Below are 26,635 nucleotides of genomic sequence, written 5' to 3'. Positions count from 1 at the left end.
GCGGGCCCGAGGACCAGTAGACCGATAGACCAGTAGACCAGTAGACCGGTCTACATATTCGATGGCGCCGGGCGCAAGAAACCGACCCCTCCACCACCAGCTCCCGACCGTTCGTCACCAGTCCTTCACCACCCGCCGATGGCAGCCCGGTCCACCCCGGCTCCGCCACTGCCGAGCGGCGAACCTCGTCGTCCGGGGCGCCCCCGGCACGCGTTAGGCTCTTGCCTCCGGTGTCCACGCCTCCAGTTGCGCGGGCACCGGAGTCATTGCGGACGGGACGTACCTGACACAACGGGGGAACCATGAGCGGCGGAGCAGCGCCGGGCGCCAGCGGCGGATCGGACGGATACCGCGTCAACGTGGCGGGCCTGAACGGCGTGACCGAGCAGCTGAACAAAACGGCGACCGACATCGCGGCGGCCAAGACGGCGTTCGCCGGCTCGGCCTGCTACGCGTCGACGGCGTTCGGCGAGTTCGGCATGGACAAGGCCTGGTCGAGCTTCGACGTCGCCTGGTCGAAGGAGATATCGGTCACCCAGCGCGCCCTTGACGAGCTGTCGCAGAAGATGGCGACCACCACGACCAACTACCGCAACGCCGAAAAGGCCGTGACCGCCTCCCTGGTGACGGCGGGTGGCGGCCGGTGAGCAAGGTCAAGGATCTGGAGCACGCTCAGCACAACATCGAGCAACCGCAGTTCATGCTCCCCAACCTGCACCTGCTGCAGGGCATCAACGAGGCCTTGGCGGTACCTCCGCCGGTCGGCGATCCTGGCGCCGTGCGGGCCCGCGCCAAGGACTACGCGCAGGCGTCCGCCTCCTTCGCGAGCGCCGCACAGGACCTCTCCGGCATCGCCACCAACCAGCTGCCCGCGGTCTGGACCGGTTCGGTGGCCGAGCACGCCACCCAGGCGGTGCAGGCGATGTCGGCGGAGACCACCACCTCCAAGGAGACCCTCGCCTCGGCCGCCACGCTGCTGGAGGCCTGGGCCAACGACCTGGAGTGGGCGCAGAAGACCGACTCGGACGGCTGCCGGCAGCTGAAGTCCGCCGGGGACAAGATCAAGGACGACCTGGGCGGCTTCGACCAGGGCGCGATGCAGACCGCGATGGCCGGTGTCGGCGCCCGCCTGGCCGCGGCCCGGCGGGCCGAGAGCTGCGCCACCAGCACCGCCAGCCGGCTGAACCAGCTCGCCTCGATGGCCCGCGCCGAGCGCGCCGGCCAGGGGTCGATCGACCCGCTGGCGGCCGTGGTCCTGGCCACCGAGAAGAACCCGGGCGTGGGCGAGGACGGCGGCTACATCCTCACGCCCAACCAGCTCGACCGCGCCACCCAGACCCTCGGTGTGATGACCGGCGCGGACCAGGCGGCGTTCCGCGCCCTGCTGTCCGGCGCCAAGTCGCCCGAGGAGGCCGCGTACCTCTGGAAGGCGCTGGCCGCCGGCCACTCGGTGGCGGACATCCAGAAGTTCGACGCCGCGATCCACCCGCACGGCGACGACCCGGCCTGGCTCGCCCAGCACCTGGTGCCCGCGACGACCACCGGGGACACCGGCCGGGAGTCCTCGGACAACATCGACGTCACGTACCAGGGCCAGCAGGTCAACATCGACGGGTACGGCGTCTACTCGCAGCGCGACGTCAGCGACTGCGTCGCCGCGTCCACCGTGATCGCCCAGGCCAAGCTGGACCCGCTGCTGATGTTCCAGCTCACCACCGGCGGGACGCCGGACGTGCCCGGTGCCGACTCCCCGCAGAACTTCGAGCAGCGGCTGCAGAAGACCTACATCGACGAGTACATCCAGGGGCAGAAGGCCGACGGGAGGAAGACCTACCCGGAGGAGGACAAGGGCCTCGGCAGCAAGGCCCAGACCTACCTGGCCGACAAGGACCTCGGCAAGGCCACCGGCGCCGACTACGAGCACGTCGAGCTGAAGAGCGACGACGACCGCCGGGCCGCGCTGGCGCGGATCGAGAAGTCGGTCGACGAGGGCCTTCCGGTACCGATCACCGTGCGCAACAACGACTCCGGCCACCAGATGATGATCATCGGACGCGACGGTGACAAGCTGCAGGTCTACAACCCCTGGGGCTTCACCTCCTGGGTGACCGAGGAGCAGTTCGTCAACAGCCAGCTCGGCGGACTGACCCCCGGTGAACACCCCCTGAACAAGTCGACCGCCCTGGAGCTGCCGAAATGACCACCGTCCGGCCGGACGCCGAACTGGCGGACCTCGATGTCCCCACGGCCATCACCCGGGGCCTGCTGCTCGCCGGCGGCCCGCGCCAGGCCCTGTTCACCGAGGCCGCGATCGCCGCGACCCACCACGCCGAGGCCGCGGGCGTGGGCCCGTACCCGTTGAGCTTCCTCGCCCAGCACGTCCGGGCCGGCGGCTTCGCGGCCGCCCTCGACCTGCCCGAACCGGTGATCGGCCAGACCGGCCGCACGCTGGTCCGCAGCTGGCTGCAGGCCGCCGCGGCGAGCGGCGCCGACCTGGGGCGCGAGCACCTGTTCGCGCGCTGGCTGGCGGAGGTCTCGGCGCTCCTCGCGCTGCGGCGCGACCTCCGGGAGCTGGGCGCATGACGGCTCGCCCCTCCGCCCGGGGCGCGGTCGCCTGCGCGCTGCTCGCGGTGCTGGTACCGCTGGCGGGTTGCTCGTCCTCACCGTCCGCCTCGGCGGCCAAGGACCCGGACGCCGTCGTCACGCTCCCCGCCGACGGCGACGCGGAAGCGGTCGGCGGCGGCCGGCTTCCCCCCTTCGACCCCGCCGACGTCCAGCTGCGCGTCGGCGGCTCGGTGGGCGTCGCGCTGCGCTCGGCCCCGCTCCCGCACGGCTGGGAGCTGGTGGGTGCGGGTGACGCCGCGGTGGTCCGGCGCGGCGAGGACGTCGCGTTGACCAGCTGCCCGCCCGGCTCCGTCGGGTGCGGCCACACCGTCCGCCAGACCTGGACCGCCACGGCGGTCGGCACCACCACGCTCACCTGGAACTACGTCGACCGCGCCACCTGCCGTCAGACGGGCGGCTCGCCGTCCTGCAAGGCGCTGGCGGTGAAGGAGGTCCGGGTCCGGGTGGGCTGACGGGCCGACGGGCTGACGGGCCGGCGGGCTGGCGGGCCGACAGACCGGCGATCCGGCGGCCGACCGGGCCGGGCCGGGTTCGTGGCCGCAGCAGCCGACGGTGGGCCCTGTCGACGGGAGGCGCTCCTTGCGCGCCGACCGTCGGCAGGGCCGCTGCCGTCGACGTCCGGCGGCCGCCCTCAGACCGTTGCACCCCGGGCCCGGAGGGCCTCCTCCAGCCGGACGATGTCCTCGGCGTCCTTGGCCCGCCGCGGGCGGGCGGGATCCCAGACTGGCATCATCCGCTTGATCTCGATCTGGGCCTGCGGACTGACGATCGCGCACTGCAGACCACCGATCCGGCCGGGCCCGGCGTCGAGCATTCCCTCGGGCCAGCGCGCACCGGCCCAGGGGCCTCCCGCGACCACCGGACGGCCGGCCTCATCCCGCTTCAGAAGCGTGAAACTGCTGTCCAGCCCGTGCTTGGCGAAGTCGAGCTGAAGATCGGCCGGCGGCCCCGGCACCGGTCGGTAGCCGCGCCGCAGCAGTCCGTCCGCCACACCTGCGGCGTCGTCCGCCCAGAGGAACCAGTCGATGTCGGCATGGTCGCGTGTGGTCCCGCCGAGGTAGAAGTCCATCGCCCACCCCCCGCGGAGCCACACCGCCGCCCCGAGGGCTCCGGCGACCTCCACGGCCTCGGCGATCAGACGGAGTTGCCGCTCGGCGCGCACCTTGTCCACAACCAGGCAGGCTACGCGGCACCCGTGCTCCCCGGCACGTGGTTTATCCCTGGCGAGGCGGGCGCAGCGGCAGGACGGGCGCGGTCGGAGCCGGCACGGGACCGGCACCGGCACCGGCACTGACGCTGGCACTGGCACTGGCACCGGCCGGGATGCCGATCCCGATCACACCGCGGATCGGGCGGTTCTATGATCCGACCATGATCAAAGGCACCCTGGTGAAGCTGCGTGCGTTGCGCGCGGAGGACGCGGAGCACCACCTCCGGTGGCGGAACGACCCGGAGGTGGTGCGCTGGGCCTCGGCCGGGGACCCGTGCTTCGGGCCGGTCACCGCCGAGGCGATCGGGATCGGATTCGACACCATGCTGCGGCTGGTCCCCCGGGAGGCGGCCGTGTTCACGGTCGAGGACCTGACGGACGGCCGCGTCATCGGCATGGCCGAATACCGGGACCTCGACCCCTACGCCGGGGTCGCGACGCTGGGAGTCACCATCGGGGAGCGGGAGTTCTGGGGCCGGGGGCACGGCTCGGAGGCCGTCCGGCTGATCATGGACCACCTGTTCGGCGCGTACGGGCTGAACCGCCTGGAGCTGGACACCTGGAGCGGCAACGAACGTGCCGTGCGCGCCTTCACCCGGTTGGGGTTCCACGAGGAGGGGCGGCGCCGGTCGGCCGTGCTGGTGGACGGCGAGCGCTATGACCGGGTGCTGTTCGGGCTGCTCCGGGAGGAGTGGTCGGCCGGACGCCGGGGCTCGGCCCCGACCTCGACGGGCACGCGGCACCCGTGAGCGGCAGGCCCGCACACCCGCCCTGACCGCAGCCCGGAACGACGGCACGAGGCCTCTGCGACCCCCGCCCCGAGGGACGCCGGTGGACGCCGGGGCCCTCGTGGCCGGGTCGGCCGAGTCTGCCGGGTCGGCTCAGATCGGCCCGGGTCGGCCGCTCAGCCGCTCAGGATGCGGCGGCCGACCGGAGCAGGATCCGGGCCAGCTCCTGCGGCTCGGAGAACATCGGCCAGTGACCGGTGCCCAGTTCGGCCAGCTCCCAGTGCTCGCTCTTCAGCAGCTCGGCGACCGCCTCCATCGGCTCCGGGCCGTCGAGCACGCACTTGAGGTACGTCGCCGGGAGCTCGCCGAGCGGGCGCCGCAGGACGGACGGCTCGGTCAGCGTGGCGCCCGGGTGGGGCGTCGCGCCGGCCGTGATCCGGTCGATCTGCTCGTCGGTGAGACCGTGTCCGGCGTAGTCGGCGGCGGTCAGGGGTGCCCAGAAGCCCCCGTTCGCGGCGATCGACCCCTCCACCATCGACCGGCCCTCCGGCCAGGCCGAGACGAAGGACTCGCCGTCGGCCGGGACGTTGGAGTCCACGAACACCACGCGGCGCAGCCGGTCACCGATCCGCTCGGCGGCCTGCCCCACCGGGATGCCCGAGTAGCTGTGCCCGACCAGCACGACGTCGCGCAGGTCGAGGCGCTCTATCTCGTCGACGATGTCTTGGACATGGGTCTGCTGGCCGGCCGGCAGCCCCTGCCGCTCCGCGAGGCCAGAGAGCGTCAGTGCGTGGACGCCGTGGCCGGCCGCCCGCAGCTCGGGCACCACCTCGTCCCATGCCCACGATCCGAGCCAGGCACCTGCTACTAGTACGAATTCCGTCATGGGCGGCAACGTAGCGCGGGGGCGTGACAGCGGGCACGGCATTTTCTCGGCGCAGCATGCCCTACCGTCCCCGCTACCTCGACCGCCCCTACCGCCCCGACCCGCCGATGAGCGCGGGCAGTTCACGCATGTCGTGGAAGACGACGGTGGCGGGCCCTTCGAGCCGCTCGGCCGGGGTCAGCCCTCCGGCATAGCCGAAGGCCCGCATCCCGGCGGCCCGGGCGGCCTGCACTCCCGGGCGGCTGTCCTCCACCACCGCGCACGCGGCCGGGTCGACGCCCATCCGCTCGGCGGCGTACAGGAACAGATCCGGCGCCGGCTTGCCGCGGTCGACCTCCGTGGCGCTGAAGATGCGGCCCTCGAAGTGCCCGTAAAGCCCGGTGCGCCCGAGCGTGTGGCGCATCTTCTCGTGGGATCCGCTGGACGCCACGCAGGTCGGCAGGGCGATCCCGGCGAGCGCCTCCGGCAGGCCCTCCACGGGGCGCAGCCCCACGTCGACCGCTTCACGGTGGAGCTGTTCGAACCGCTTCCCCCAGAGCGCCGCCGTCTCGGCACCCAGCCGGGTGGCGACCTGTTCGGCGATGGAGGCGGTGGACCGCCCGATGAACCGCTCGACGACCTCGCTCTCGGTCAGCGGCCAGCCCAACTCTGCTCCCAGCGCGACCTGGACGCGTGCCGCGATGCGTTCGCTGTCGACCAGCACGCCGTCGCAGTCGAATATCACCAGCTCAATCGGTTTGATCATCACGGCAGCATAGAAGTCCCGCCGCACCGCGGGTACACGCCCCTGCGGCTGATTGGCGGGCGGCCGGGGTGACGGAGGTTGAGGCCCGGTCTGACGATCAGTTCGTCGGTCTCGGGCAGCGGCGCCCCGGCGAGCCTGCCGCCCCAGCCCAGTCAGATGTCCTGCCCTTTTCCGGTGTGCGCCTAGAGCGCGCGCTTCAGCAGCGCCATCAGCGCCTCCCAGTGCCGGTCGGTCGCCGCCTCGTCGTACGGTGCGGTGTCGGTCTGGGTGAAGCCGTGCCGGGCCCCTTCGTAGACCTCGCAGGTGTGGCGCACGCCCGCCCCGGTGAGCGCCTTGTCCAGGCGGTCGATCTGCTCCTGAGGCATCGACCGGTCCTGGTCGGCGTGACCGAAGTACAGCTCGGCGGTGATCCGGTCCGCGAGCAGGTGCGGGCTGTCCGCCTCCTCGCTCGCCAGGGCGCTGCCGTGGAAACCGGCCGCGGCGGCGACCCGGTCCGGGTAGGTGCCCGCCGTACGCAGGGCCAGGCCTGCGCCGAGGCAGTAGCCGGTGATGCCCACCGGGCCCTCGGTGGCCAGCGGGGAGTCGGCCAGCCAGCGGAGGTAGGCGCCCGCGTCACGCATCGCGAGCTCGGGGGTGAGCGCGTCCATCATCGGGCCGAGGCGCTCGAAGATCGTCGGGTCCGCGGCGGGATTGACGAACCCGGGCAGCTCGATCAACGGCGCGCGCCCGTGGCGGTACAGCACGTTGGGCGCCAGCACCGTGTAGCCGGCCGCCGCGATCCGCCGGACCGCCGCCTCCAGCGAAGGGCGCAGTCCGAACGCGTTCATGTACAGCAGGACGCCGGGGTACCGGCCGCCGTCGTCCGGGTGGGCCAGGTAGGCGTCGGCGGTGCCGTCCGGCGTGGGGATGTCCACGGATGTTCCGCGCACGGTGGTCATGGCCGTCTCTCTTCTCCTGTGGTGGTGGCCGCCTGGAACAGCTGGGCGCGCGCCGCCGGTCGGGACGCGCACCCCGGTTCGGGTGTGCTCGCAGGCTCAGGGATTCCCGGTGTGGACGCCGTCCGACGGGGGACTCGGCGCACCGGCAGTGAGTGACAGTACGTCAGGGAGCCGGCCGTGAGAAGGCCCGGCCGCCCGCCACACCGGTGGACCGCCGCCTCAGGCACCCCAGGTGCGACTGCACAGCACCAGACGGTACCCGTCCGGATCGGCGACGGTGACGCCGTGTTCGTCCCAGTACGGGTTGTGCGCCGCCACCCGGGCGCCGCCGGCCGCCACCAGGCGCTCGACCAGGGCGTCGTCGACGGGGGTGCCCAGGTAGACCACGAAGAGGTCGTCGACCGTCGGCGTGGGCTCCAGCGGCAGCTCCGGGTCGTGGGTGAGCTCGAAGTGCCATGCCCCGCCGGGCGGACCGACCATGAGCAGGTCGTGCTCACCGGAGACGCGCTCGGTGGTGCGCCAGAGGATGTCCAACTCCAGGCCCTCGACGTAGAACCGCTCGGCGGCGGCGAGGTCCCGGGAGGGGCGCGCGATCCGCACCCGCATCGTCGAATTGATCATGCTGGGGAGCGTAACCTCACCGGCTCGGCGAGACCAGGCCGGCCTCATAGGCGGTGATGACGAGTTGGACGCGGTCGCGGGCGTCGAGTTTGGTCAGCAGCCGGGCCACGTGGGTCTTGGCCGTGCCCGGACCGATGAAGAGTCTGGCTGCGATCTCCGCATTGGAGAGGCCGCGGCCGACCAGGGTGAGGACCTCGCGTTCGCGTTCGGTGACGCTCTCCAGGCCGGGGATCGGAGGCGCGGTGGGGGCAGTAGGGGTAGCGAGGGCCGTGGGGGTGGTGGGGGCCGTCGGGGCGGCGAGGGCAGCGGGGGCGGCTGGTTCGGGGCGGTCGGCGAACTCCGCGATGAGGCGCCGGGTGACGCTCGGGGCGATCAGGGCATCGCCGGCGGCGACCACGCGGGTCGCGGCGAGGATGTCGTCCAGGGCCATGTCCTTGACCAGGAATCCGGAGGCGCCGGCTCGGAGGGCGGCGTAGACGTTGTCATCGTCGTCGAAGGTGGTGAGGACGAGTACCCGGGTGGTGACGGCCTGGTCCGAGGTGATCAGGCGGGTCGCCTCGATGCCGTCCATGCCGGGCATCCGGATGTCCATCAGGGCGACGTCCGGCCCGAGTTCGCGGACCAGCCGGACTGCCTCCGCACCCGTCCCGGCCTCGCCGACGATCTCGATATCGGGGGTGTCGGCGATGACCATGCTCAACCCTGCACGGATCAGGGGCTGATCGTCGGCAAGCACGACGCGAATCGTCATCCCGGCAGCCTCGCCATCACCCGGAAACCGCCCTCGGGGCGCGGGCCCGCACTGAACCGGCCGTTCAACAGGCCGACCCGCTCCCGCATACCGGCGATTCCGTAGCCACTGCCCAGCCGCCGGCCGGCCTGGCCAGCCGAGGGGGCCGAAGAGGTCGGGGCGACTGATCGGCCGACGGGCCCGTCGTCGGGCCCGTCGTCGGTGATCTCGATGGCAAGCTCCTCGCTCCGGTACTCGACGAGGACCCGGCAGCGCCGGGCAGCTGCATGCCGCACCACGTTGGTCACCGACTCCTGGATGATACGGAACGCGGACAGGTCGATCTCGGGGCGCAGCGGGCGCGGCTGCCCAAGCGTTCTCACGTCGATGTCGACTCCGGCCGCGGCTGTCGTGGCCGTCAACCGTTCGAGGTCGGCGAGGCCCGCCGCCGGGCTGCCCGGGCCGGCGCCGGCATACTCCTCCTGTCCCGCTCTGCCGTGTCCGTACCCGCTTCCGCGCCCGTGCTCCCCGTGCTCCCCGTGCCAGTCGGCGTCGGCGCGGCGCAGCACTCCGAGCATGCGGCGAAGGCCTGCCAGCGTCTCCCGGCTGGTGAGTTCGATGGCGGTGAGCGCCTGGCGGGCGCCCTCGGGCTGGGTGTCGAAGACCCGGCCGGCCGCACCGGCCTGGAACGCGATCACCCCGATACTGTGGGCGACCATGTCGTGCAACTCTCGTGCGATCCTGAGTCGTTCGGCCTGGACGGCCCGCTCTGCGGCCTGTGCGGCGGCCTGGATGCGCAGGCTCTCGGCATAGTGACGGCGCTGACGGACGGAGTGGCCGACCAGCCAGGCGATGACGACGCCCGCGGCGATCGGGACCGCGGCGGCCAACAGGCCGTGCGCCCAACTGCCGTTGGTGGCACGCCACTCGGCGAGCTGGGCGGCGAGTGTGACGGCGGCCGCGCCGGCGGCGGCCCGGCGGGAGGGCTCGGGGTCGGCGCCGGCACCACCGTCTCCCTGGCCCTGCGCCTCGACACCCGCTGCCGGGCCGGGGCCTCCGGCTGGGCTGCCGCCGGCGCGGCCGCCCGGGACCGGTGGTCGAGGAGCGCCCGCCGCCAGATAGAGCACGAGAGTGTCCGTCGCCAGCAGAAGCAGCAGCCAGGACCGGCCGACTCCCATGAACAGCACCGACTCGGCCAGCATCAGGCCGAGGGCGAGCTGCGGCCTGCGACGCCACAGGAGGATCGGCAGCGCAGCCAGGACGCTGAGCACCGCCCAGAGCCCGACGTCGAGGTGCACCGCCCAGCCCAGCCACGAGTTGCCGGGCAGCGGGTCGTGCGGCCTGCTGTCGTGGAACATCAGGGCGAACACCGTCGCCGCGCACCAGCCGAGCATCGGCCAGGCGCGCGGTGGGATCCGTCCGAGCAACGGCGGACGCGGCATCGCTTCTTTCATGCGGCGATCGTAGCCAGGCGGTTCGTGCACACGCGTCTGCCTGGCGGGATACGCCCAGAGGCAGACGAGGGCCAGGAGGAGTTCTGCCCACAGCCAGACGACGTGACCACTCCGGCTGCGGCAGCTTTGCGGTGGACCACCGAGAGCGAGGAGAACCTCCCATGAACGTCACCACCGCATCCACGGCCACAGGCAGGGCCGGGGCCGGCACCGCCGCCCGTGCCACCGGGTTGAGCAAGGTCCACGGCGAGGGCGAGACCCGTGTCGTGGCACTGGACGATGTCAACGTCGTCTTCGGCCAGGGCGAGTTCACCGCCATCATGGGGCCCTCGGGTTCGGGCAAGTCGACGCTGATGCACTGTCTCGCGGGGCTGGACACCGCCACTTCCGGCTCGGTGACGATCGGCGACACCGAGCTCGTCGGGCTCCGCGACAGGCAGCTCACCCGTCTGCGCCGGGAGCGGATCGGCTTCGTCTTCCAGGCCTTCAACCTCCTCCCCACGCTCAGCGCCCTGGAGAACATCACCCTGCCGCTGGACATCGCCGGGCGGCGTCCCGACGAACAGTGGATCGCCCGGGTGATCGACGCGGTCGGGCTCGCGGGCCGTCTCGCGCACCGCCCGTCCCAGCTCTCCGGCGGCCAGCAGCAACGGGTGGCCTGCGCCCGGGCGCTGGCCTCGAAGCCCGGCATCGTCTTCGCGGACGAGCCGACCGGCAATCTGGACTCCCGCACCGGTGCGGAGATCCTCGGCTTCCTGCGCACCTCCGTAGACGAACTCGGCCAGACCGTCGTGATGGTGACGCACGACCCGGTGGCCGCGGGCTACGCCGACCGGGTGGTCTTCCTCGCCGACGGCCGGGTCGTGGACGAGTTCCGTCTGCCCACCGCCGACACCGTCCTGGATCGCATGCGCCGCCTTGAACCCGCCGGGCGGACGACCAGGCGCACGACCTGACCCACCGACAGCCGCCCCACCCGCGACCTCACCCGCCGACGAACCGAACGGCCGACGAACCGAACGGCCAACGAACCGCCGACCGCCCCTCCACCACCATCCGGGACACCTCATGCTCCGCGCCGCACTGCGCAATGTACTGGCCCATCGAGGCAGGCTGCTGATGACGGCCTGCTCCGTCATCATCGGCACCGCCTTCCTTGCGGGGACGCTGATCTTCTCCGACACCGCCCGCCGGGCCGCCGAGAACAGCCGCTCCACCGACTACTCCCAACTGTCCGTCCTGGTCACGGACCAAGCCGCGGGCGCTTTCGTCAGCCCCCGTCAGAAGAGCGAGCGAGGCTCGACAGCTCTGACAGACACCACCGTCCGACAACTCGCGGCGCTACCGGGCACCGCACGGGTCCGGCCAGTGGTCACCAGCTTCACGGCCGTCGCCGATCGCGACGGCGACCTGCTCGGCGAGGCAGAGCTGGCCCGGGGTACCAACTTCCTTCCGGGACCGGACGGCAGGGACGACCGCTATCCGATCGTCGAGGGGCGCGGCCCACAGGGTGCGGGCGAGATCGCGCTCGATCGCGCGGCCGCCTGGAAGGGCGGCTACCGGGTCGGTGACACCGTCCGCCTCTCGGCCGGCGGGCCGGTCTTCGAGGCCCGGCTGGTGGGCGTGTTCAGCACGGACGACCCGGTGGTGTCCGCCGGCGGCACCCTGGTGCTGCTGGAGACGGCCGAGGCGCAGCGGACTCTGCTGGCCCCCGGCCAGTACAGCGGTATCGAGGTGACCGCCCGCGCGGGCGTCTCCGAGGACTCGCTGCTCTCCCAGGTGAAGCCCCTCGTACCCGCCGAAAAGCAGTTCTCCGCCGACACCGCCCAGGAGTTGAGCGACGATCAGGCCACCCGACTCGCCGAGGGCACCCAAGGGACGCGCACGGTGCTGCTCTCCTTCGCCGGCATCTCGCTCTTCGTCGGCGCCTTCATCATCGCCAACACCTTCACCATGCTGATCGCCCAGCGCACCCGGGAGCTGGCACTGATGCGGGCGGTCGGTGCGGGCCGCTGGCAGGTCACCGGGTCGGTGCTGGCCGAGGCGCTGGTGATCGGCGGCGGCTCCTCGGCGATCGGGCTGCTGGCCGGTGTCGGCATCGGCGCGGGGCTGCGCGCTCTGTTCGCCTCGCTGTACCCGGATCTGCCGACCGGTCCACTCGTGATCACTGCGAGTTCGGCCGCCGCCGCAGTGGCGGTGGGCACTCTGACGACCATGCTGTCCGCGCTGCTTCCCGCCCTGCGCGCGGCCCGGATCGCACCGGTTGCGGCGATGGGCAGCGGGGCGCAGCCGGAGGCCGGGCGAAGTCTGCGGCTGCGCAACGCCCTCGGGGTGCTGAGCACCCTGGCGGGTGCCGCCCTGGTCCTGCGGGGTGCCGGCGGCAAGGGCATGCCGTCGCAGTTCTGGGTGGACCTGGGTGCGCTGCCGGCGACGGTCGGCGTGCTGTTGCTGCTCCCGTTGCTGTCCCGCCCGGTCGTCGCGCTGGCCCGCCCGGTGCTGGCCCGGCTGTTCGGCACTCCCGGCAGGCTTGCCGCACTCAACGTCCTGCGCAGTCCCCGGCGTACCGCCGCCACCGCCGCGGCGCTCACCATCGGACTGACCTTGATCACCGGCTTGACGGTGCTGGGCTCGTCGGTGGCAACGGCACTGGACGAGGCGGTCACTGCCGACATGAAGGCCGACTACGCCGTCCGGATGAACAACAACAGCCTCTCGCCCCAGCTCGTCGACCGGATCTCCGCGGCGCCGGGGGTGGCTGCCGCCGGCGCCGTGAGCAGTGTGTACTGGCAGGTCGACGGCGGCCCCGAGACGGTCCAGGGCTTCGATCCGGACACCGTCGACCGGCTGGTCCAGCTCACCATGCTCAGCGGTTCCACGGAGGCGCTGAGGCGGGGGCAGATCCTGGTGAGCGCCGAGTACGCGGCGGACGAAGGGGTGTCGGTCGGCTCCGACCTGCAGGTGGGCCGCCCCGGCGGGCCCACCGTCCCAGTCACGGTGGGTGGTGTCTTCGAGACGAGCCGAATGCTCGAATCACTGCTGCTGTCGAATGCGGAGATCGCGCGGCACCAACCGGAGGCGTACATCAACCACATCCTGGTGAAGGGTGTCGACGGTGCCACCGCGGCGCTCCGGCAGTCCATCAGGGATGCGACCGGGAACAACCCGGTGCTGGAGATACAGAGCAAGCAGGATCTACGGGACGGCTTCAACGACACCATCAGCGTTGCCCTGAAGATCCTCTACGCGCTGCTGGGGGTGGCGCTGGTGATCGCCGCCCTGGGTGTGGTCAACACGCTGACCATGGCGGTGTTCGAGCGGCGGCGGGAGATCGGGATGCTGCGAGCGGTCGGGCTGGAGCGCGGCGGCATCCGGCAGATGGTCCGGCTGGAGTCGGTCGTGGTCTCGCTCTTCGGGGCGGCCACGGGCATGGCGCTCGGCAGCCTGCTGGCCTGGGCCTCGATCCGCACCCTGCTCGTCAAGGGCGAGGACGTCACTCCGGTACTCCCGTACGGCGAGCTGATGCTGATGCTGGTGCTCGCCGCGCTGGTAGGCATGGCCGCGGCGCTGTGGCCGGCCCGGCGGGCAGCGGGGCTGGACGTCCTGGCCGCGATCGGATCCGAGTAGCCGTGCGGGGCCGGGCGCCCGGAGACCCCTGCCAGGCCAACCCCCGCCAGGCCAGACAACCCCCACCGCCACCCCCACCGCCGTTCCGGCCGTCACCCCCGCCGTCAGCCCGCCGTCAGCCCGCCGTCTGCTCCAGGCGGAGCAGGCGCTCCTCGTCGGAGGTCCGCGGGCACGTGAGGCAGGCGGAGTCCGGGCGGATCGCGTAGTACAGGCAGCAGCCGAGGCGGGTGCGGGTGTGGTGGCTGCTGCCGTCGGAGCCGGTGAGGCGGCGGAAGTCGGCGGAGCCGGGGAGCGGGAGGGTGCCGCCGGGGAGGACGGCCTCGGCGGCGGCCACCGACGCGTCCTCCTCGCCCAACATCCGGCCGAGGTACCAGATGGCGGAGGCCAGATCGTCCGTCACCATGCCCCACAGCGCCCGGGTGCCGCGCCGGGTGGCGGCGGCGAACGCGGCGAGCAGCGGTTCGGCATGGCCGACGACGGCGGTGCGCAGTTCGGCCCGGAGCTCGTCCTCACCGGACAGCGGGACGTGCCCGGGCAGCGAGACATGGCCGCGCGGGCGCAGGGCGAAGTCGCCCGTCGGAGCGTGCAGCCAGATGTCGGCGGGGTCGATCACCGGGACGCGGCCGGCCAGGAACCAGGGGCCAGCGAGGAGGACGCAGGCGGTCCAGAGGTAGTGGTGCAGCAGGCGGGAGGCGCTGACGTGCGGACGCGGTTCCCTGCCGTGCTCGGCGGCGATCCGGGCGGCCTCGCCGGCGAGGGCGGCGTCCAGCGCCTCGGGCCGGTGGGCCAACTCGGCTGCGGAGTACCAGCCCTGATGGCCGGACGGATCCGGGTCGTGATCGCCGAGGAGTCTCACCTGGAGCACCGGGCAGCGGCCGAACAGCTGCTCGTAGTCGGCACGGACGGACTCCGCCGGACACGGCAGCGCCTGCGTGGGCGGCGCGGGCAGGGGTACTCCCGAGATCATCGGCACTCCCGAGATCGAATAAGGTGAGGCTCACCTTATAGGCCGTCAACGGGTGGTCCGGACCAAGCGCGCCCGGACTTGACTAGGTAAGGATTGCCTAACCTAATATCTCACCCCGTGCTGAGAATCGAACCGCCGGCCTCCACGGCCCCGGCGGCGCTCCGACCCTCGTCGGTACGGCAGCCTGCGCTGCTAGCCTTCGGGGTCTGCGCCCTGGTGCTGTTCGCCGCACTGAGCCTTGCGCTCGGATCCCGATCCATCCCGCTGTCCACGGTGGTCCACGCCCTGGCCGGTACCGAACACCACGGAGACGCAAATGTGGTGACGGGCCTTCGAGTCCCGCGGACAATCATCGGCGTCGCGATCGGGGCGGCGCTCGGGGTCGCCGGGGCGGTCGCCCAGGGCGTCACCCGCAACCCGCTGGCCTCGCCGGTCACCCTGGGCATCAACGCGGGCGCGAGCTTCGCGGTGGTCGCGGCGATCTACACCTTCGGGCTCACCCGTCCGGTCGAGTACATCTGGTTCGCCATGGCCGGAGCGAGTGTCACGGCGGTGGCGGCGTACGCGATGTCCCGGAGCGGCGGCGACCTCGACCCGGTCCGGCTGGCGCTCGGCGGCACCGTCCTGACGGTGGTGCTCACCTCCTGGACGTCCGCGCTGATGCTGGCCAGTCACCGCACCCTGGACGAGGCCCGGTTCTGGCTGGCCGGATCGATCGCCGGGCGCCACCTGGACACGCTCGCACCGGTGCTGCCGTTCCTGGTGCTCGGGCTGCTCGCCGCCTTCACCGTCTCGCCCTCGCTCAACGCGCTGGCGCTCGGCGACGAGGCCGCGCAGTCGCTCGGCGTGCCGGTGGCCCGGATCCGGGTGGTCGGCGGGCTGGCCGTCGTCCTGCTGGCGGGCAGCGCCGTCGCCGTCGCCGGACCGGTCGCCTTCATCGGGCTGGCCGCCCCCCACCTGGTCCGTCCGCTGCTCGGCAACGACCACCGCTGGCTGCTGCCAGGCTGTCTGATCGCCGGTCCGCTGCTGCTGCTCGCCGCCGACGTCCTCGGCCGCGTGGTGGCCCGGCCCTCCGAGATCGAGGTCGGCATCGTGACGGCCTTCCTCGGCGCGCCGCTGCTCGCGGTGCTGGCCCGGAGGGTGGCCCGATGAGCTCCACCGACGCCACCGGCCCGTCCACCGCGACAGCCCCGATCATCACCGACACCAGCACCCGCGCCGACACCCGCGCCGACACCCGCGCCGACACCCGCGCCGACACCCGCACCGGCACCGGCACCGGCACCGCCAACACCCCGACCCGGACCAGCCGCCGGGCCCGGACCGCGCTCTGGTCGCTGGCCGCCGCCGCCCTGCTCGTGCTACTGACCGGCCTGGCGCTCGGCACCGGCCAGGTCCGGATGTCCACCTGGGACGCACTGCGCGCCCTGGCCGGCCTCGGCGACACCGGGAACGTCCTCGTCGTCCAGGAGTTCCGGGCGCCCCGCGTGGTCTCGGCGCTGATCGCGGGCGCGGGCCTGGCGGTGGCCGGCTCGATGCTCCAGCGGCTCTTCCGCAACCCGCTGGCCTCCCCCGACACCATCGGCGTCACCGGCGGCGCGTCCTTCGGCGCGGTGCTGATGCTCGCCACCGGCGCCTCCCAGGAGCTCATCCCGCTCGCCGCACTCGGCGGCGGACTGCTGGCCGCCCTGCTGCTCGGCGGCTTCGCCTGGCGCTCCCGGATGGCCGTCACCCGCCTGGTACTGGTCGGCCTGGCGGTCCAGCAGGGCCTGGCGGCGGCCGTGAACCTGATGATCGTCCGGTTCCCGGCCGAGCTGGCCTCCTCCGCGATGCAGTGGACCACCGGCTCGCTGTACGGGCGGAACTGGACCGAGGTCTGGATCGGCGGCGCCGCCATCGGGACCGCCATGGTGGCCGTACTGCTCTGCCAGCGCCGGATCGCCGTGCTCGACCTCGGCGACGACTCCGCCGGCGGGCTCGGTCTGAACCCCGGCCGCGACCGGCTCGGGCTGCTGCTGCTCACCATCACCCTCGCCTCACTGGCCGCCGCGCTCACCGGACCGGTCGCCTTCGTGGCGCTCGCCGTACCGCACCTGGTGCGGCTGCTGGCCGGCCCGCCCACCCTCGGCACGCTCGGTCTCACCGCGCTCACCGGAGCCGTGCTGCTGCTCTCCTCCGACCTGCTCGTCCTCCATGTGATCCCCGTCCACGGGCTGCCGGTCGGTGCCGTCACCGCCACCCTCGGCGCGCCCTGGCTCCTGGTGCTGATGATCCGCCAGGGCCGGCTGCCCCAGAGGAGCAACCGATGACCGCCCCTTCCGCCGCACCGGCGGGCAACCGCCTCGCCGCCCACGGCCTGGACCTGCGCTACGGCAACCGGGTGGTCGTGGACGGCCTGGACCTGGAGCTGCCCGGGAGCGCCGTCACCGCGATCGTCGGGCCCAACGCCTGCGGCAAGTCCACCCTGCTGCGCGGCCTGGTCCGGTTGCTCGGCCCGGCCGCCGGCACCGTCACCCTGGACGGCTCCGACATCCACCGGATGCCCGCCCGGGCCCTCGCCAAGCGGATGGGCCTGCTGCCCCAGCAGCCGGTCACACCCGAGGCGATCACCGTCGAGTCACTCGTCCGGCTCGGCCGCTTCCCCCACCAGCGGATGCTCAGCCCGTGGTCGAAGGCCGACCAGGCCGCCGTCGAGGACGCGCTGGCCCGCACCGGCACCGCCGAGCTGCGCGACCAGCAGGTGGACCGGCTCTCCGGCGGCCAGCGCCAGCGCGCCTGGATCGCGCTGGCACTCGCCCAGGACACCGAGCTGCTGCTGCTCGACGAGCCGACCACCTTCCTGGACCTCCGCCACCAGCTGGACGTCCTGGACCTGGTCGCCGACCTGCACGCCGAGGCCGGGCGCACGGTCGTGATGGTGCTGCACGACCTCGGCCAGGCCGCCCGCTACGCCGACCACCTGGTCGTCCTCAAGGACGGCCGCCTGGCCGCCGCCGGACCGCCCGCCGAGGTGCTGACGGCCGAGCTGGTGGAGGCCGTCTTCCAGGTGCCCTGCCTGGTCGTGCCCGACCCGGAGACCGGCACGCCGCTGGTCGTCCCGAGAGCCCGGACGGGACGGCACGCCGGCGCCTGACCCCGGCCGTCCTCCTCCCCCGTCCGTCCAGCCCTCCCCCGGTTCACCTGCCCCCCGTCCACCCGTCCCCCCGCTCACCCCGGCACCGTGCAGCCCCGCTCACCCGGTGGCGGCTCCCCCACCCGAGACAAGGAACCCGTCATGACCCGCTCCGCCCGCGCCCGCAGAATCCCCGTCGCCCTGCTCGCCGTCGCCGTCTCCACCACGCTGCTGGCCGCCTGCGGCAGCAGCGGCGACACCACGGACGCCGCCAAGCACGCCGACGACTCCGCCGCCTCCGCCGGGGCGGCCAGGTCCGCCGCCGGGTCCGCCGCCGGGTTCCCGCGCAGCGTCGCCCACGCCGCGGGCACCGCCGAGATCAAGGCCCAGCCCAAGCGCGTCGTCGTCCTGGACAGCGGCGAGCTGGACGATGTCACCCTGCTGGGCATCACCCCCCTCGGCGCGGTGTCTCCGCACATGAAGACCGAGGGCGGGTTCCCGAACTACCTCAAGGACAGGATCAAGGACACCAAGGACGTCGGCCCGATGAACGAGCCGAACCTGGAGCTGATCGCCTCCCTCAAGCCCGACCTGATCCTGTCCTCCAAGGTCCGGCACGCCAAGGTCTACGACAAGCTCAACGCCATCGCACCGACCGTGCTCGCCGAGACCACCGGTTTCCCGTGGAAGGAGAACCTCGCGCTCTACGCCAAGGCCCTGGGCAAGGAGGCCGAGGCCGGGAAGGCGCTGGCCGACTACGAGGCCCGCGCGGCCAGGCTCGGCGAGGCGATCAGGGCGAAGAACGGCGGCACCGAGCCGACCGCCTCGGTGGTCCGCTTCGTGGCCGGCCCGACCCGGCTCTACCAGAAGCAGTCGTTCAGCGGTGTCGTGCTGAAGGATGTCGGCCTGGGCCGCCCGGCCTCGCAGGACGTCGACCAGTCGATGCTGGAGGTCAGCGCCGAACAGATCAACCAGGCCGACGCCGACCTGGTGTTCGTCACCGTGGCCGACGACCCGACCAAGACCAAGCAGAGCGAGGTCCAGGGCACCTCGGTCTGGCAGGGCCTGAACGCCGTCCGGAACAACAGGGTCTTCAACGTGCCGGACGAGACCTGGATGTCCGGCATCGGTGTGCAGGCCGCCGAGGCGATGCTCGGCGACATCGCCAAGGCCGCGGGCGTCGACGCGCCCAAGTAGTCGTCAGCGGAAGGGGGGTGGGCATCGCGGCCCCTCGGCCGCCGCGGCCCCCGCGGCCCCGCGGCCCCTGCCCGCCCCCGGTCCCCCGTCCCACCTCACATGAGGACACCACCATGCGGCTGTACCTGCTCGCCCTGAACCCCACCGACTCGGTCACCGACGGCTTCCTGCCCGCGGCCGCCCGTCTCGGCCTCGATGTCACCGTGCTCACCGACTGTCCGGAAGCCCATCGACGCGCCTACGCGGGGACGGAGTTCGCGCCCGAGGTGCTGGATTGCGAGGTGCGGGACTTCCGCGAGGTCGTCAGCCTGGTCTCCCGCCACCACGCCCCCGACGCGGTGTTCAGCAACAGCGACCACCTCCAGACCCAGACCGCCCTGGCCGCCGAGTACTTCGGGCTGCCGGCCAAGGACTGGAAGGCCGCGCTGCGGGCGAAGGACAAGGGCCAGCTCCGCCGTCACCTCGCCGCGGCCGGCCTGGACGCCGTCTGGTCCGCCGAGCTGGCACCCGGGCAGGACCCGGCCGAGCTGGACCCGCCGTTCCCCTGCGTCGTCAAGCCGCGCGAGGGCGTCGCCAGCGAGGACGTCACGCTGGTCGCCGACGCCGCGGAACTGGGGCTGCGCTGCCGGGAGATCCAGCACCGCCGGGCCGGCGCGACCCTGGTCGTCGAGGAGTTCCTGGACGGGCAGCTGTACACCCTGGAGACGCTCGGCGACTCCCGCCGCCGCCATGTCCTCGGCGGGTTCCGGACCACGGTCTCCCCTCCCCCGCACTTCATCGAGGAGGCCCTGGAGTTCCTCCCCGGCCACCCGCAGGCCGTCCTCGACCAGGTCCTCGGCCAGCTCGACGCGGTCGGCGTCGGACTCGGGGCCTGCCACACCGAGTTCGTCGTCCAGCCGGACGGCCGGGCCCGCCTGATCGAGGTCAACTACCGCGTCATCGGCGACCAGTGCGACCTGATGCTGGCCGAGGTCCTCGGCATCCCGCTGTTCGAGCACATCCTCGCCGTCCACCTCGGCCACCCGCTGCCCGAGGACCTCACCGAACGCTGCGCCGCGGCCGGCCGCCGGGCCCGCAACGAGGCGGTCTGCGCCGACCGCGCCGGCACGCTCACCGCCGCCCCCGGCCCGTACGACGAGCAGCGCGACGGGGTGAGGCTCGCCTACCGCCCGCTGCGTCCGGTCGGCGAACGGCACGAGCACTACCGCACCAACCGGGACTACCTCGGCGTGATCTGGGCCGTCGGCACCGACCAGTCCGCCGTGGACGCCTCCGTCGCCCGCTTCACCGCCGCCAACACCTGGGAGATCACCCCGTGAGCACCGCCGAGCAGTTGACGCTCAGGGTCCTCTCCGCGCTGCTGCGCGAGGACGTGCTCGGACTGCGCACCCGCGGCCGCCTCGACGAGCGCGCGGACGGCCGCTGGATCGTCCTCGACCCGGCCGCCGGTGCCACCCTCGCGCTGCCCGTCGCGGAGGAGGGCTTCCAGAGCGAGTACGCCGCCCGTCTGCCGCTGCTGGAGCTGTCCGGCCGCCGGGTCACCGGTCTCGACGACATCCTGGCGGCCCTCGGCGGCCTCGCCGACCCCGAGGACCGGCCCGGCTGGAGCGCCTTCACCGAGGAGTGCCGGCAGACCCTCGCCACCATGGAGCTGCACGACCGCGTCCGCGGACAGGTGCACACCGCGCTCACCGACCTGTACGGCCCGGACCCGGCCCACTGGACCGGCCCCGCCGCCGCCCTCGGCCACGACACCCTCGCCGCCTACCTCGACCACCCTGTCTACCCCACCGCGCGCGGCCGATCCGGCCTCACCGAGACGCAACTGCGCAGCCACGCGCCCGAGTTCCACCCGGCCTTCGAACTGCGCTGGCTCGCCGTCCCGGCCGGTTCGGTGACCCGGCACGGCGAGCGGCCGCTGCCCAGCTGGTGGCCCACCCCGAGCTGGCTCGGCCTCGACCTGGAGGGCGGCGACGCCGCCTGGGCCACCCTGCCGATCCACCCGCTCACCCTGGCGGCGCCACCGGCCGCTCCCCGCCCGGCCGAACCGCACACGGCAGCCGAGTCCCGCACGGCCACCGGCGCCCCCCAGGCCGGCTCCCCCCGGGCCGGCTCCCCGCCGCCCGGCTCCCCGTTGGCCGAGGCTCTGCACGCGACCGGTCTGGCGGGACGCGCCGTACTCGCCGACCGGCCGTACCTGACCGTCGTCCCCACCCTCTCGATGCGCACAGTCGCGGTCGCCGACGACCCCACCTGCCACCTCAAACTCCCGCTCGCCACCGCCACCCTGGGCCGGCTCAACCGCCGCACCATCAAGCCCGGCACGCTGCGCGACGGCGCGGCCGGACAGCGGCTGATCGAGGCCGTACTGGCCCGCGAGCCGCGCTTCGCCGACCGGATCCTGCACGCCGACGAACAGAGCTGGGCGCACGCCGGCCACGAGCTGCTCGCCGTCCTGCTCCGCCGCCAGCCCGCCGGCCTGGACCGGGCGGTCACCGTCCCGCTGGCGGCCCTGCTGGCCCCCGCACCCGGCGGCCGCCTCGTCCTCGACCACCTCGCCGACCGGTTCCACGGCGGGGACGCGTTCGCCCTGTACGACACCCTGCTGGAGCTGCTGCTCGACTGGCAGGCCACGCTGTTCGGGTACGGCATCGCGCTGGAGTCCCACCAGCAGAACACCTCGCTCGTGCTGGACGAGGACGGCGGCCTGCGGCTGCTCTACAAGGACGACGACGGGCCGCGGGTGCACACCGCGCGGCTCGCCGCCAGGCTGGGTGAACTCGCCCCCGAGCCGGACGCGTTCGACGACGCCCGGATCACCGGCGAGGAGGACCGGCCGCTGACCGACCTCTTCACTACCATCACCGGCCATCTCTGCACCGGCGCCCTGGCGTTCGGCCTCGCCGAGCACGGGCGGGCCGAACTCGCCGACACCCTGGCCCTGTTGCGCAAGCGGCTGACCGAGGCCGTCGACCGGATCGGCCCGGCGGGCGAACCGCTGCGAACCGGGCTGCTGGACGCCGAACGGCTCCCGGTCAAGGCGATGGTCACCGCCGGCACCCTGCTCAGCAAGCAGCGCTCGGGCGCGGCCGACATCAACAAGCACTACACCAGCGGGCCCAACTACCTGCTGCCGAAGGGTCCGACGGGGCTCACCAGGTGACCGTGAACGCCCTGGCGCAGCCCTCCGGCCGCGACACCGCCCGCTCCGGCGGGCTCGGCCGCCGCCAGGTGCACGCCGTCGCGGCCTGCTACTTCGTGGCCTCCTTCGCCGCGCTCGGCCTCCCGCCCTACCTGACCGCCATCCTGCCCGCGCTCGGCGATCCGCAGGGCCGCTGGGCGGGCGTGCTCTACATCGTGCCGACGGTGTTCAGCGCCCTCGGCGCGCCGCTCTGGGGGCGCCTCGCCGACCGGTTCGGCCGCAAGCGGCTGCTGTTGCGCGCCCAACTCGGACTCACCGTCTCCTTCCTGCTGGCCGGCGCCGCCGACAGCCTGCCCGCCTTCACCCTCGCCCTGGTCCTCCAGGGCTTCCTCGGCGGCACCTTCGCCGCCACCAACGGCTATCTCGCGGCCGCCCTCGACGGCTCCCGGCTGTCCCGTGCGCTCACGCTGATGCAGGGCAGCGCCCGGGCGGCGCTGGTGGCGGCACCGATCCTGGTCGGCGCACTGTCGCCGTGGATCGACCCGCACCGGCAGTACCTGGTGATGGCCGCACTGCCGCTGGCCGCCGCCGGCCTGCTCGCGCTGCTGCCGGAACCGGGCGGTCCGGCGGTGCCCGACGCGCAGGCGCCGGAGCTGCCCGAAGCCGCCGAGGCGATGCCCCTGCGGGCTTTGCTCGCCCTGGAGTTCGCCTTCGTCTTCGCCACCATCAGCTCCTTCCCCTATCTGATATCCCTGGCCGGGCAACGCCTCCCCGGGGTCTCCGACACCACGACCGGCGTGCTGTTCGCCCTGCCGCACCTGTGCTACCTGGCGTTCGCCGCCCGCACCCACACCGCCTTCCTCGACCGCCCGCACTCCGGGATCGCGCTCGGCTTCGGCTTCGTCGCGCTCGGCCTGGCCGGGCACGCCGTCGCGTACTCCCTGCCGGTGTTCGTCCTGGTCCGGCTGCTGCTCGGTGCCGGGCTCACGCTGGGACTGGTCTGCCTCTCCGTCCTGGCGGCCGAGGCCGCGCGCGGCCGGGCGCCGGGGCGGATGTTCGGCACCCTCGAATTCGTCTCCAAGGGCGGCGCCGTGGCCGCCGGAGCCGTCGCGGCGCTGGCCAACGGCCGCTTCGGGGCCACCGCCCCCGTGCTGGTCGGCACCGCCGCCGCACTCCTGGCCGCACTCGCGGCCACCGCATTAGCCTTCCCCTTCCGCGTCCCGCCAGCGTTGGAGTCGCCGATGACCCGCCAGCCGACCACCCACGAGTCGACGACCCGCGACCCGCTCACCCAAGCGATCCACACCGAAGCGGTCCACACCGAAGTGACCCGTACCGAAGCGACCCGTACCGAGGTGACCCGCGGCGAGGCGACACTCGCCGAACCGTCGCCCACGGGCCGACCTTCCGAGGGGCCGCACTCCGCGCAGCCGCACGCTGCCGGGTTGCCCTCCGCCGACCTGGCGGTGGCGCACACCCTGCTCAACTGCCTGCTGCGCGAGGTCTCCGGGCCCGAGCGCCAGACCGCCGTCACCGACGGCCGGCTGCTGGTCCGGCTGCCCCGCCGCGGCGCCCTGCTGCGGGTCGCGCTGCGCCGCACCTCGCTGCTGGGCGCCCACCGGTTCACCGGCCCGATCGAGGAGGAACGCCCGGACGGTTGGGCCGAGTTGGCCTGGCGTGAGCTCGCCGGGTACGTCCAGGACGAGCTGGAGCTGCGCACCGGCACGGCGAACGAGGAGTTCCTCGACCAGCTGGCGTCGAGCCATGCGGGAGTGCTGGCCGGGCTGACCGCCCGACCGGACCCCGGGCCGGACCGCTACCTGGAGTCCGAGCAGGCCCTGCTGTTCGGCCACCGCTTCCACCCCGCACCGAAGTCGCGCTCCGCCGAGCGCGGCGACTGGCGGTCGTACGCGCCGGAGTCCCGGGCCGCGTTCCGGCTGCGCCATCTCGCCGTGCGGGAGGAGCTGGTCGCCGGGGAGTCCCTGGACCCCTCCGCCACCGCGCTGCTGGACGGGCTGCGCGAAGTGCCCGCCGGCTACCGGCTGCTGCCCGCGCACCCCTGGCAGTACCAACTCCTCGACGAACACCCGCTGTTGCGCGGAGCCCTGGCCCGCGGGGACGTCCTGGACCTCGGGCCCGGCGGCGAGCCGTTCACCGCCACCGCCTCGGTGCGCACCCTGCACGGCGCCGGCGCCTTCCTGAAGTTCAGCCTCAACGTCCGCATCACCAACTGCCTGCGCAAGAACGCCTCCTACGAGCTGACCGGCGCGGTCGCGCTCACCCGGCTGCTGGACCCGGTGCTGGCCGACCTGGCCGCCCGGTTCCCGGCCGCCGCGATGCTGCGCGAACCGGCCTTCCGCACCCTCGCCCTGCCCGGCGCCGACGGCCGCCCGGACGCCGCGCTGTACGAGGGCTTCGGCCTGATCGTCCGCGACGGCTTCACGGACGTGCTGCGGCCCGGCGTCACCCCGCTGCTGGCGGCAGCCGTGGCGGACGAGCACCCGACCAGCTCCGCCCAGATCGGGCGGCTGCTCGGCGCGGACGCGGACGCCCGGCAGGCCCTCGACTGGTGGACCGCCTATCTGCGGCTGCTCGTCCCGCCGGTGCTCGCCGCCTACTTCGACCACGGCGTGGTCCTGGAGCCGCACCTGCAGAACGTGCTGATCGGGGTGGACGCGGCCGGGCGGCCGGCCCAGGTCTTCTTCCGCGACCTGGAGGGCACCAAGCTCCTCCCCGAGCAGAACGCCGCCGTGCTGGCCGCGCTGCCGCCCGAGGTGGCCGGCCCGATGGCGTACGACGCGGAACGCGGCTGGGACCGGGTGGTGTACTGCCTGCTGGTCAACCACGTCGCCGAGCTGCTCGCCGCCCTCGCCGACCGCCACCCCGCCGCCGAGGGCGCGCTCTGGGAGGCCGTCCGGCACACCCTGGAGGCGTACGCGGACGCCCACGGCCGGCCGCCGCGGCTGCGCGCGCTGCTCGCCGGGGTGCCGCTGCCCGCCAAGGCCAACCTGCTCACCCGCTGGGAGCGCAAGGCCGACCGGGCGGCCGGGTACGTCCGGCTGCCGTCGCCGCTGGCCAGCTCCGTGCTCGCGGAGGCCGCCCACCTGCCGGTCCAGCCGGTCCGCCCGCTCACCCCGGCCGGGAGCCCCCGATGACCGCCCGGACCGCCCGGACCACCCGGACCACCCGGACCACCCGGCCGCCGAGCCCGCCCACCGCCCGGTACGCCACCGCCCCTGCCCCTGCAGCCCCCACCCCGCACCCCTTCACCCGGAGCCCCCGATGACCGCCACCGAACCGGTCCGCCGGCACGTCGCCGGCCTCGCGCCGGAGGCGCTGCCCGCGTACGTCTACGACCTCGCCGCCCTGCGCGCGCACGCCGCCGGGATCCGGGCGGCGCTGCCCCGGCGGGTCGAGCTGTACTACGCCGCCAAGGCCAATCCGGAGGCACCCGTGCTGGCCGCGCTGCGCGCGTCGGTGGACGGGTACGAGGTGTCGAGCGGCGGCGAGTTGGCACATGTGCGGCAGTCCGTGCCGGACGCGCCGCTGGCCTTCGGCGGTCCCGGCAAGACGCCCGCCGAGATCGCGGCCGCGGTCGATGCCGGGGTGCACCGCTGGCACGTCGAGAGCGAGCAGGAGCTGCGTCGACTGGCCGCCGAGCTGGCCGGTCGGCCACCGACCGTGGTGGACGTGCTGCTGCGGGTGAACCTCCCGGTGGCGGCGGGCGCGCTGGACTCGGTCGCCCTCGCCATGGGCGGGCGCCCGGCGCCGTTCGGGCTGGACCCGGACCGCGCCGAGGAGTGCGTCCGGCTGCTGTCCGGGCCGCTCGGGCACCGGCTGCGGCTGCGCGGGGTGCACGCCCACCTGGCCAGCGGGCTGGCGGCGGCGGAGCAGCTGGCCGTCGCCGGGCAGATCGTCGACTGGTCGGCCGGGCTGGCCGACCGGCACGGGTTCGCGCTGGAGGAGGTCAACGTGGGCGGCGGCATGGCCGTCGACTACGCCGATCCGGCTGCCCGCTTCGACTGGACGGCCTTCGGCGAGGGGCTGGCCGAGCTGCTGGACCGCCACCCCGGCCTGACCCTGCGGATCGAGCCGGGCCGGGCGCTGACCGCCTACTGCGGCTGGTACGCGACCGAGGTGCTGGACGTGAAGCACAGCCACGGCGAGGACTTCGCCGTGGTCCGCGGCGGCACCCACCACCTGCGCACCCCGGCCACCCGGGGGCACGACCAGCCGTTCTCGGTGCTGGCGGTCGAGGAGTGGCCGTATCCGTGGCCGCGGCCCGCCGTACGGACCGGGCGGGCGAGCCTGGCCGGTCAGCTCTGCACCCCGAAGGACGTCCTCGCCCACGCCGCCCCGGCGGCCGGGGGTCTGCGGACTGCGGACCGGGTGCTGTTCTCGATGGCCGGCGCCTACGCGTGGAACATCTCGCACCACGAGTTCCTGATGCATCCTCGCCCGGGCTTCCACCACCTCGGCGCCGAGGAACCGGTCGAGGAGCCGGGCGGAGAAGCAGTCGCGGAGCCGGGCGGGGAGCTGCCCGGAGAGGCCTCCCCGGGCGGCTGACCTGCACCGCAGGCCCCGGGCGGGGCACCGCCCGGGGCGCCCGACCGCGGACGCCGCCCCGGGCCGCGTAACGGCCCGCGCAACGGACCA

23 protein-coding genes and 1 pseudogene are annotated in these 26,635 nt (G+C 73.7%); 16 read left to right on the top strand and 8 right to left on the bottom strand.

All coding sequences use genetic code 11. From position 1 onward, the window contains the following. Window positions 1-302: 302 nt before the first annotated feature. The 4 genes from ACFVVX_RS31450 to ACFVVX_RS31435 are packed head-to-tail and all read left to right on the top strand — an operon-like array spanning window position 303 to window position 3,077. Window positions 303-647 (top strand): type VII secretion target, encoded by a 345-nt coding sequence (locus ACFVVX_RS31450; RefSeq protein ID WP_387950584.1) that lies wholly within the window; start codon window positions 303-305, stop codon window positions 645-647. Beyond that, window positions 644-2,200 (top strand): hypothetical protein, encoded by a 1,557-nt coding sequence (locus ACFVVX_RS31445; RefSeq protein ID WP_387950582.1) that lies wholly within the window; start codon window positions 644-646, stop codon window positions 2,198-2,200. The genes ACFVVX_RS31450 and ACFVVX_RS31445 overlap by 4 nt, the downstream gene beginning before the upstream one ends. After that, a complete protein-coding gene (locus ACFVVX_RS31440) occupies window positions 2,197-2,583 on the top strand; it encodes a hypothetical protein (RefSeq protein WP_387950581.1) in 387 nt (128 codons plus the stop codon). Before ACFVVX_RS31445 ends, ACFVVX_RS31440 begins: the two co-directional genes overlap by 4 nt. After that, window positions 2,580-3,077: a hypothetical protein gene (locus ACFVVX_RS31435; protein ID WP_387950580.1), complete on the top strand. Its 498-nt coding sequence runs from the start codon at window positions 2,580-2,582 to the stop codon at window positions 3,075-3,077. Before ACFVVX_RS31440 ends, ACFVVX_RS31435 begins: the two co-directional genes overlap by 4 nt. 179 nt (window positions 3,078-3,256) lie before the next feature. Here ACFVVX_RS31435 and ACFVVX_RS31430 read toward each other — a convergent pair whose 3' ends face one another. Then, window positions 3,257-3,796, bottom strand: coding sequence for a nucleotidyltransferase domain-containing protein (locus ACFVVX_RS31430; protein WP_387950579.1), 540 nt, complete (start codon window positions 3,794-3,796; stop codon window positions 3,257-3,259). A 200-nt stretch (window positions 3,797-3,996) separates the two neighbouring features. Between ACFVVX_RS31430 and ACFVVX_RS31425 the strand changes: the two genes are divergently transcribed. Continuing rightward, window positions 3,997-4,584, top strand: coding sequence for a GNAT family N-acetyltransferase (locus ACFVVX_RS31425; protein WP_387950577.1), 588 nt, complete (start codon window positions 3,997-3,999; stop codon window positions 4,582-4,584). Between the two features lie 163 nt (window positions 4,585-4,747). Here the strand turns inward: ACFVVX_RS31425 and ACFVVX_RS31420 are convergent, their stop codons facing one another. From ACFVVX_RS31420 to ACFVVX_RS31395, 6 genes are all read right to left on the bottom strand, one after another. After that, window positions 4,748-5,449 carry an alpha/beta fold hydrolase gene (locus tag ACFVVX_RS31420; protein WP_387950575.1) on the bottom strand — a complete coding sequence of 234 codons (702 nt, stop codon included), beginning with the start codon at window positions 5,447-5,449 and terminating at the stop codon, window positions 4,748-4,750. Between the two features lie 88 nt (window positions 5,450-5,537). Continuing rightward, window positions 5,538-6,194 carry an HAD family hydrolase gene (locus tag ACFVVX_RS31415; RefSeq protein WP_387950573.1) on the bottom strand — a complete coding sequence of 219 codons (657 nt, stop codon included), beginning with the start codon at window positions 6,192-6,194 and terminating at the stop codon, window positions 5,538-5,540. 182 nt (window positions 6,195-6,376) lie between these two features. Then, a complete protein-coding gene (locus ACFVVX_RS31410; RefSeq protein ID WP_387950571.1) occupies window positions 6,377-7,132 on the bottom strand; it encodes a dienelactone hydrolase family protein in 756 nt (251 codons plus the stop codon). Window positions 7,133-7,351: 219 nt separating this feature from the next. Continuing rightward, window positions 7,352-7,753 carry a VOC family protein gene (locus tag ACFVVX_RS31405; RefSeq protein ID WP_387950570.1) on the bottom strand — a complete coding sequence of 134 codons (402 nt, stop codon included), beginning with the start codon at window positions 7,751-7,753 and terminating at the stop codon, window positions 7,352-7,354. Between the two features lie 16 nt (window positions 7,754-7,769). Next, the gene (locus tag ACFVVX_RS31400) at window positions 7,770-8,504 is read right to left on the bottom strand and encodes a response regulator (protein WP_387950569.1); all 735 of its coding nucleotides are present in this window, start codon (window positions 8,502-8,504) and stop codon (window positions 7,770-7,772) included. Next, a complete protein-coding gene (locus ACFVVX_RS31395; protein ID WP_387950567.1) occupies window positions 8,501-9,937 on the bottom strand; it encodes a sensor histidine kinase in 1,437 nt (478 codons plus the stop codon). Before ACFVVX_RS31395 ends, ACFVVX_RS31400 begins: the two co-directional genes overlap by 4 nt. A gap of 161 nt (window positions 9,938-10,098) precedes the next feature. Here ACFVVX_RS31395 and ACFVVX_RS31390 point away from each other — a divergent pair, with 161 nt between their 5' ends. Next, window positions 10,099-10,893: an ABC transporter ATP-binding protein gene (locus ACFVVX_RS31390; RefSeq protein WP_387950566.1), complete on the top strand. Its 795-nt coding sequence runs from the start codon at window positions 10,099-10,101 to the stop codon at window positions 10,891-10,893. A gap of 112 nt (window positions 10,894-11,005) precedes the next feature. Further along, entirely contained in the window at window positions 11,006-13,561 is a 2,556-nt protein-coding gene (locus tag ACFVVX_RS31385; protein WP_387950564.1) for an ABC transporter permease, read from the top strand. Window positions 13,562-13,676: 115 nt separating this feature from the next. Here ACFVVX_RS31385 and ACFVVX_RS31380 read toward each other — a convergent pair whose 3' ends face one another. Next, the gene (locus tag ACFVVX_RS31380; RefSeq protein ID WP_387950563.1) at window positions 13,677-14,528 is read right to left on the bottom strand and encodes an iron-sulfur protein; all 852 of its coding nucleotides are present in this window, start codon (window positions 14,526-14,528) and stop codon (window positions 13,677-13,679) included. Between the two features lie 189 nt (window positions 14,529-14,717). On the opposite strand from ACFVVX_RS31380, the gene ACFVVX_RS31375 reads away from it, so the two are divergent. The 9 genes and pseudogenes from ACFVVX_RS31375 to ACFVVX_RS31335 all read left to right on the top strand — a co-directional run bounded on the left by ACFVVX_RS31375 (window position 14,718) and on the right by ACFVVX_RS31335 (window position 26,545). Then, the gene (locus tag ACFVVX_RS31375) at window positions 14,718-15,680 is read left to right on the top strand and encodes a FecCD family ABC transporter permease (protein ID WP_387950637.1); all 963 of its coding nucleotides are present in this window, start codon (window positions 14,718-14,720) and stop codon (window positions 15,678-15,680) included. Beyond that, window positions 15,677-16,837 carry a FecCD family ABC transporter permease gene (locus ACFVVX_RS31370; protein ID WP_387950561.1) on the top strand — a complete coding sequence of 387 codons (1,161 nt, stop codon included), beginning with the start codon at window positions 15,677-15,679 and terminating at the stop codon, window positions 16,835-16,837. The genes ACFVVX_RS31375 and ACFVVX_RS31370 overlap by 4 nt, the downstream gene beginning before the upstream one ends. After that, window positions 16,834-17,661: an ABC transporter ATP-binding protein gene (locus ACFVVX_RS31365; protein ID WP_387950559.1), complete on the top strand. Its 828-nt coding sequence runs from the start codon at window positions 16,834-16,836 to the stop codon at window positions 17,659-17,661. The genes ACFVVX_RS31370 and ACFVVX_RS31365 overlap by 4 nt, the downstream gene beginning before the upstream one ends. 141 nt (window positions 17,662-17,802) lie before the next feature. After that, window positions 17,803-18,837 carry an ABC transporter substrate-binding protein gene (locus ACFVVX_RS31360; RefSeq protein ID WP_387950558.1) on the top strand — a complete coding sequence of 345 codons (1,035 nt, stop codon included), beginning with the start codon at window positions 17,803-17,805 and terminating at the stop codon, window positions 18,835-18,837. 113 nt (window positions 18,838-18,950) lie between these two features. Beyond that, the gene (locus ACFVVX_RS31355) at window positions 18,951-20,156 is read left to right on the top strand and encodes an acetyl-CoA carboxylase biotin carboxylase subunit family protein (protein WP_387950556.1); all 1,206 of its coding nucleotides are present in this window, start codon (window positions 18,951-18,953) and stop codon (window positions 20,154-20,156) included. Continuing rightward, window positions 20,153-22,000, top strand: coding sequence for an IucA/IucC family protein (locus ACFVVX_RS31350; protein WP_387950554.1), 1,848 nt, complete (start codon window positions 20,153-20,155; stop codon window positions 21,998-22,000). Before ACFVVX_RS31355 ends, ACFVVX_RS31350 begins: the two co-directional genes overlap by 4 nt. Next, window positions 21,997-22,737: pseudogene (locus ACFVVX_RS31345) on the top strand (MFS transporter); the annotation flags it as partial. The gene ACFVVX_RS31350 and the pseudogene ACFVVX_RS31345, both read left to right, overlap by 4 nt. A 687-nt stretch (window positions 22,738-23,424) precedes the next feature. After that, window positions 23,425-25,134: an IucA/IucC family protein gene (locus ACFVVX_RS31340; RefSeq protein WP_387950636.1), complete on the top strand. Its 1,710-nt coding sequence runs from the start codon at window positions 23,425-23,427 to the stop codon at window positions 25,132-25,134. A gap of 127 nt (window positions 25,135-25,261) precedes the next feature. Next, the gene (locus ACFVVX_RS31335; protein WP_387950553.1) at window positions 25,262-26,545 is read left to right on the top strand and encodes a type III PLP-dependent enzyme; all 1,284 of its coding nucleotides are present in this window, start codon (window positions 25,262-25,264) and stop codon (window positions 26,543-26,545) included. Window positions 26,546-26,635 lie beyond the last annotated feature (90 nt).

This window comes from Kitasatospora sp. NPDC058170, assembly GCF_042883905.1.
GTDB lineage: Bacteria > Actinomycetota > Actinomycetes > Streptomycetales > Streptomycetaceae > Kitasatospora.
The sequence above is the reverse complement of the archived record's forward strand: the minus strand, read 5'-3'. Positions and strand labels throughout refer to the sequence as shown.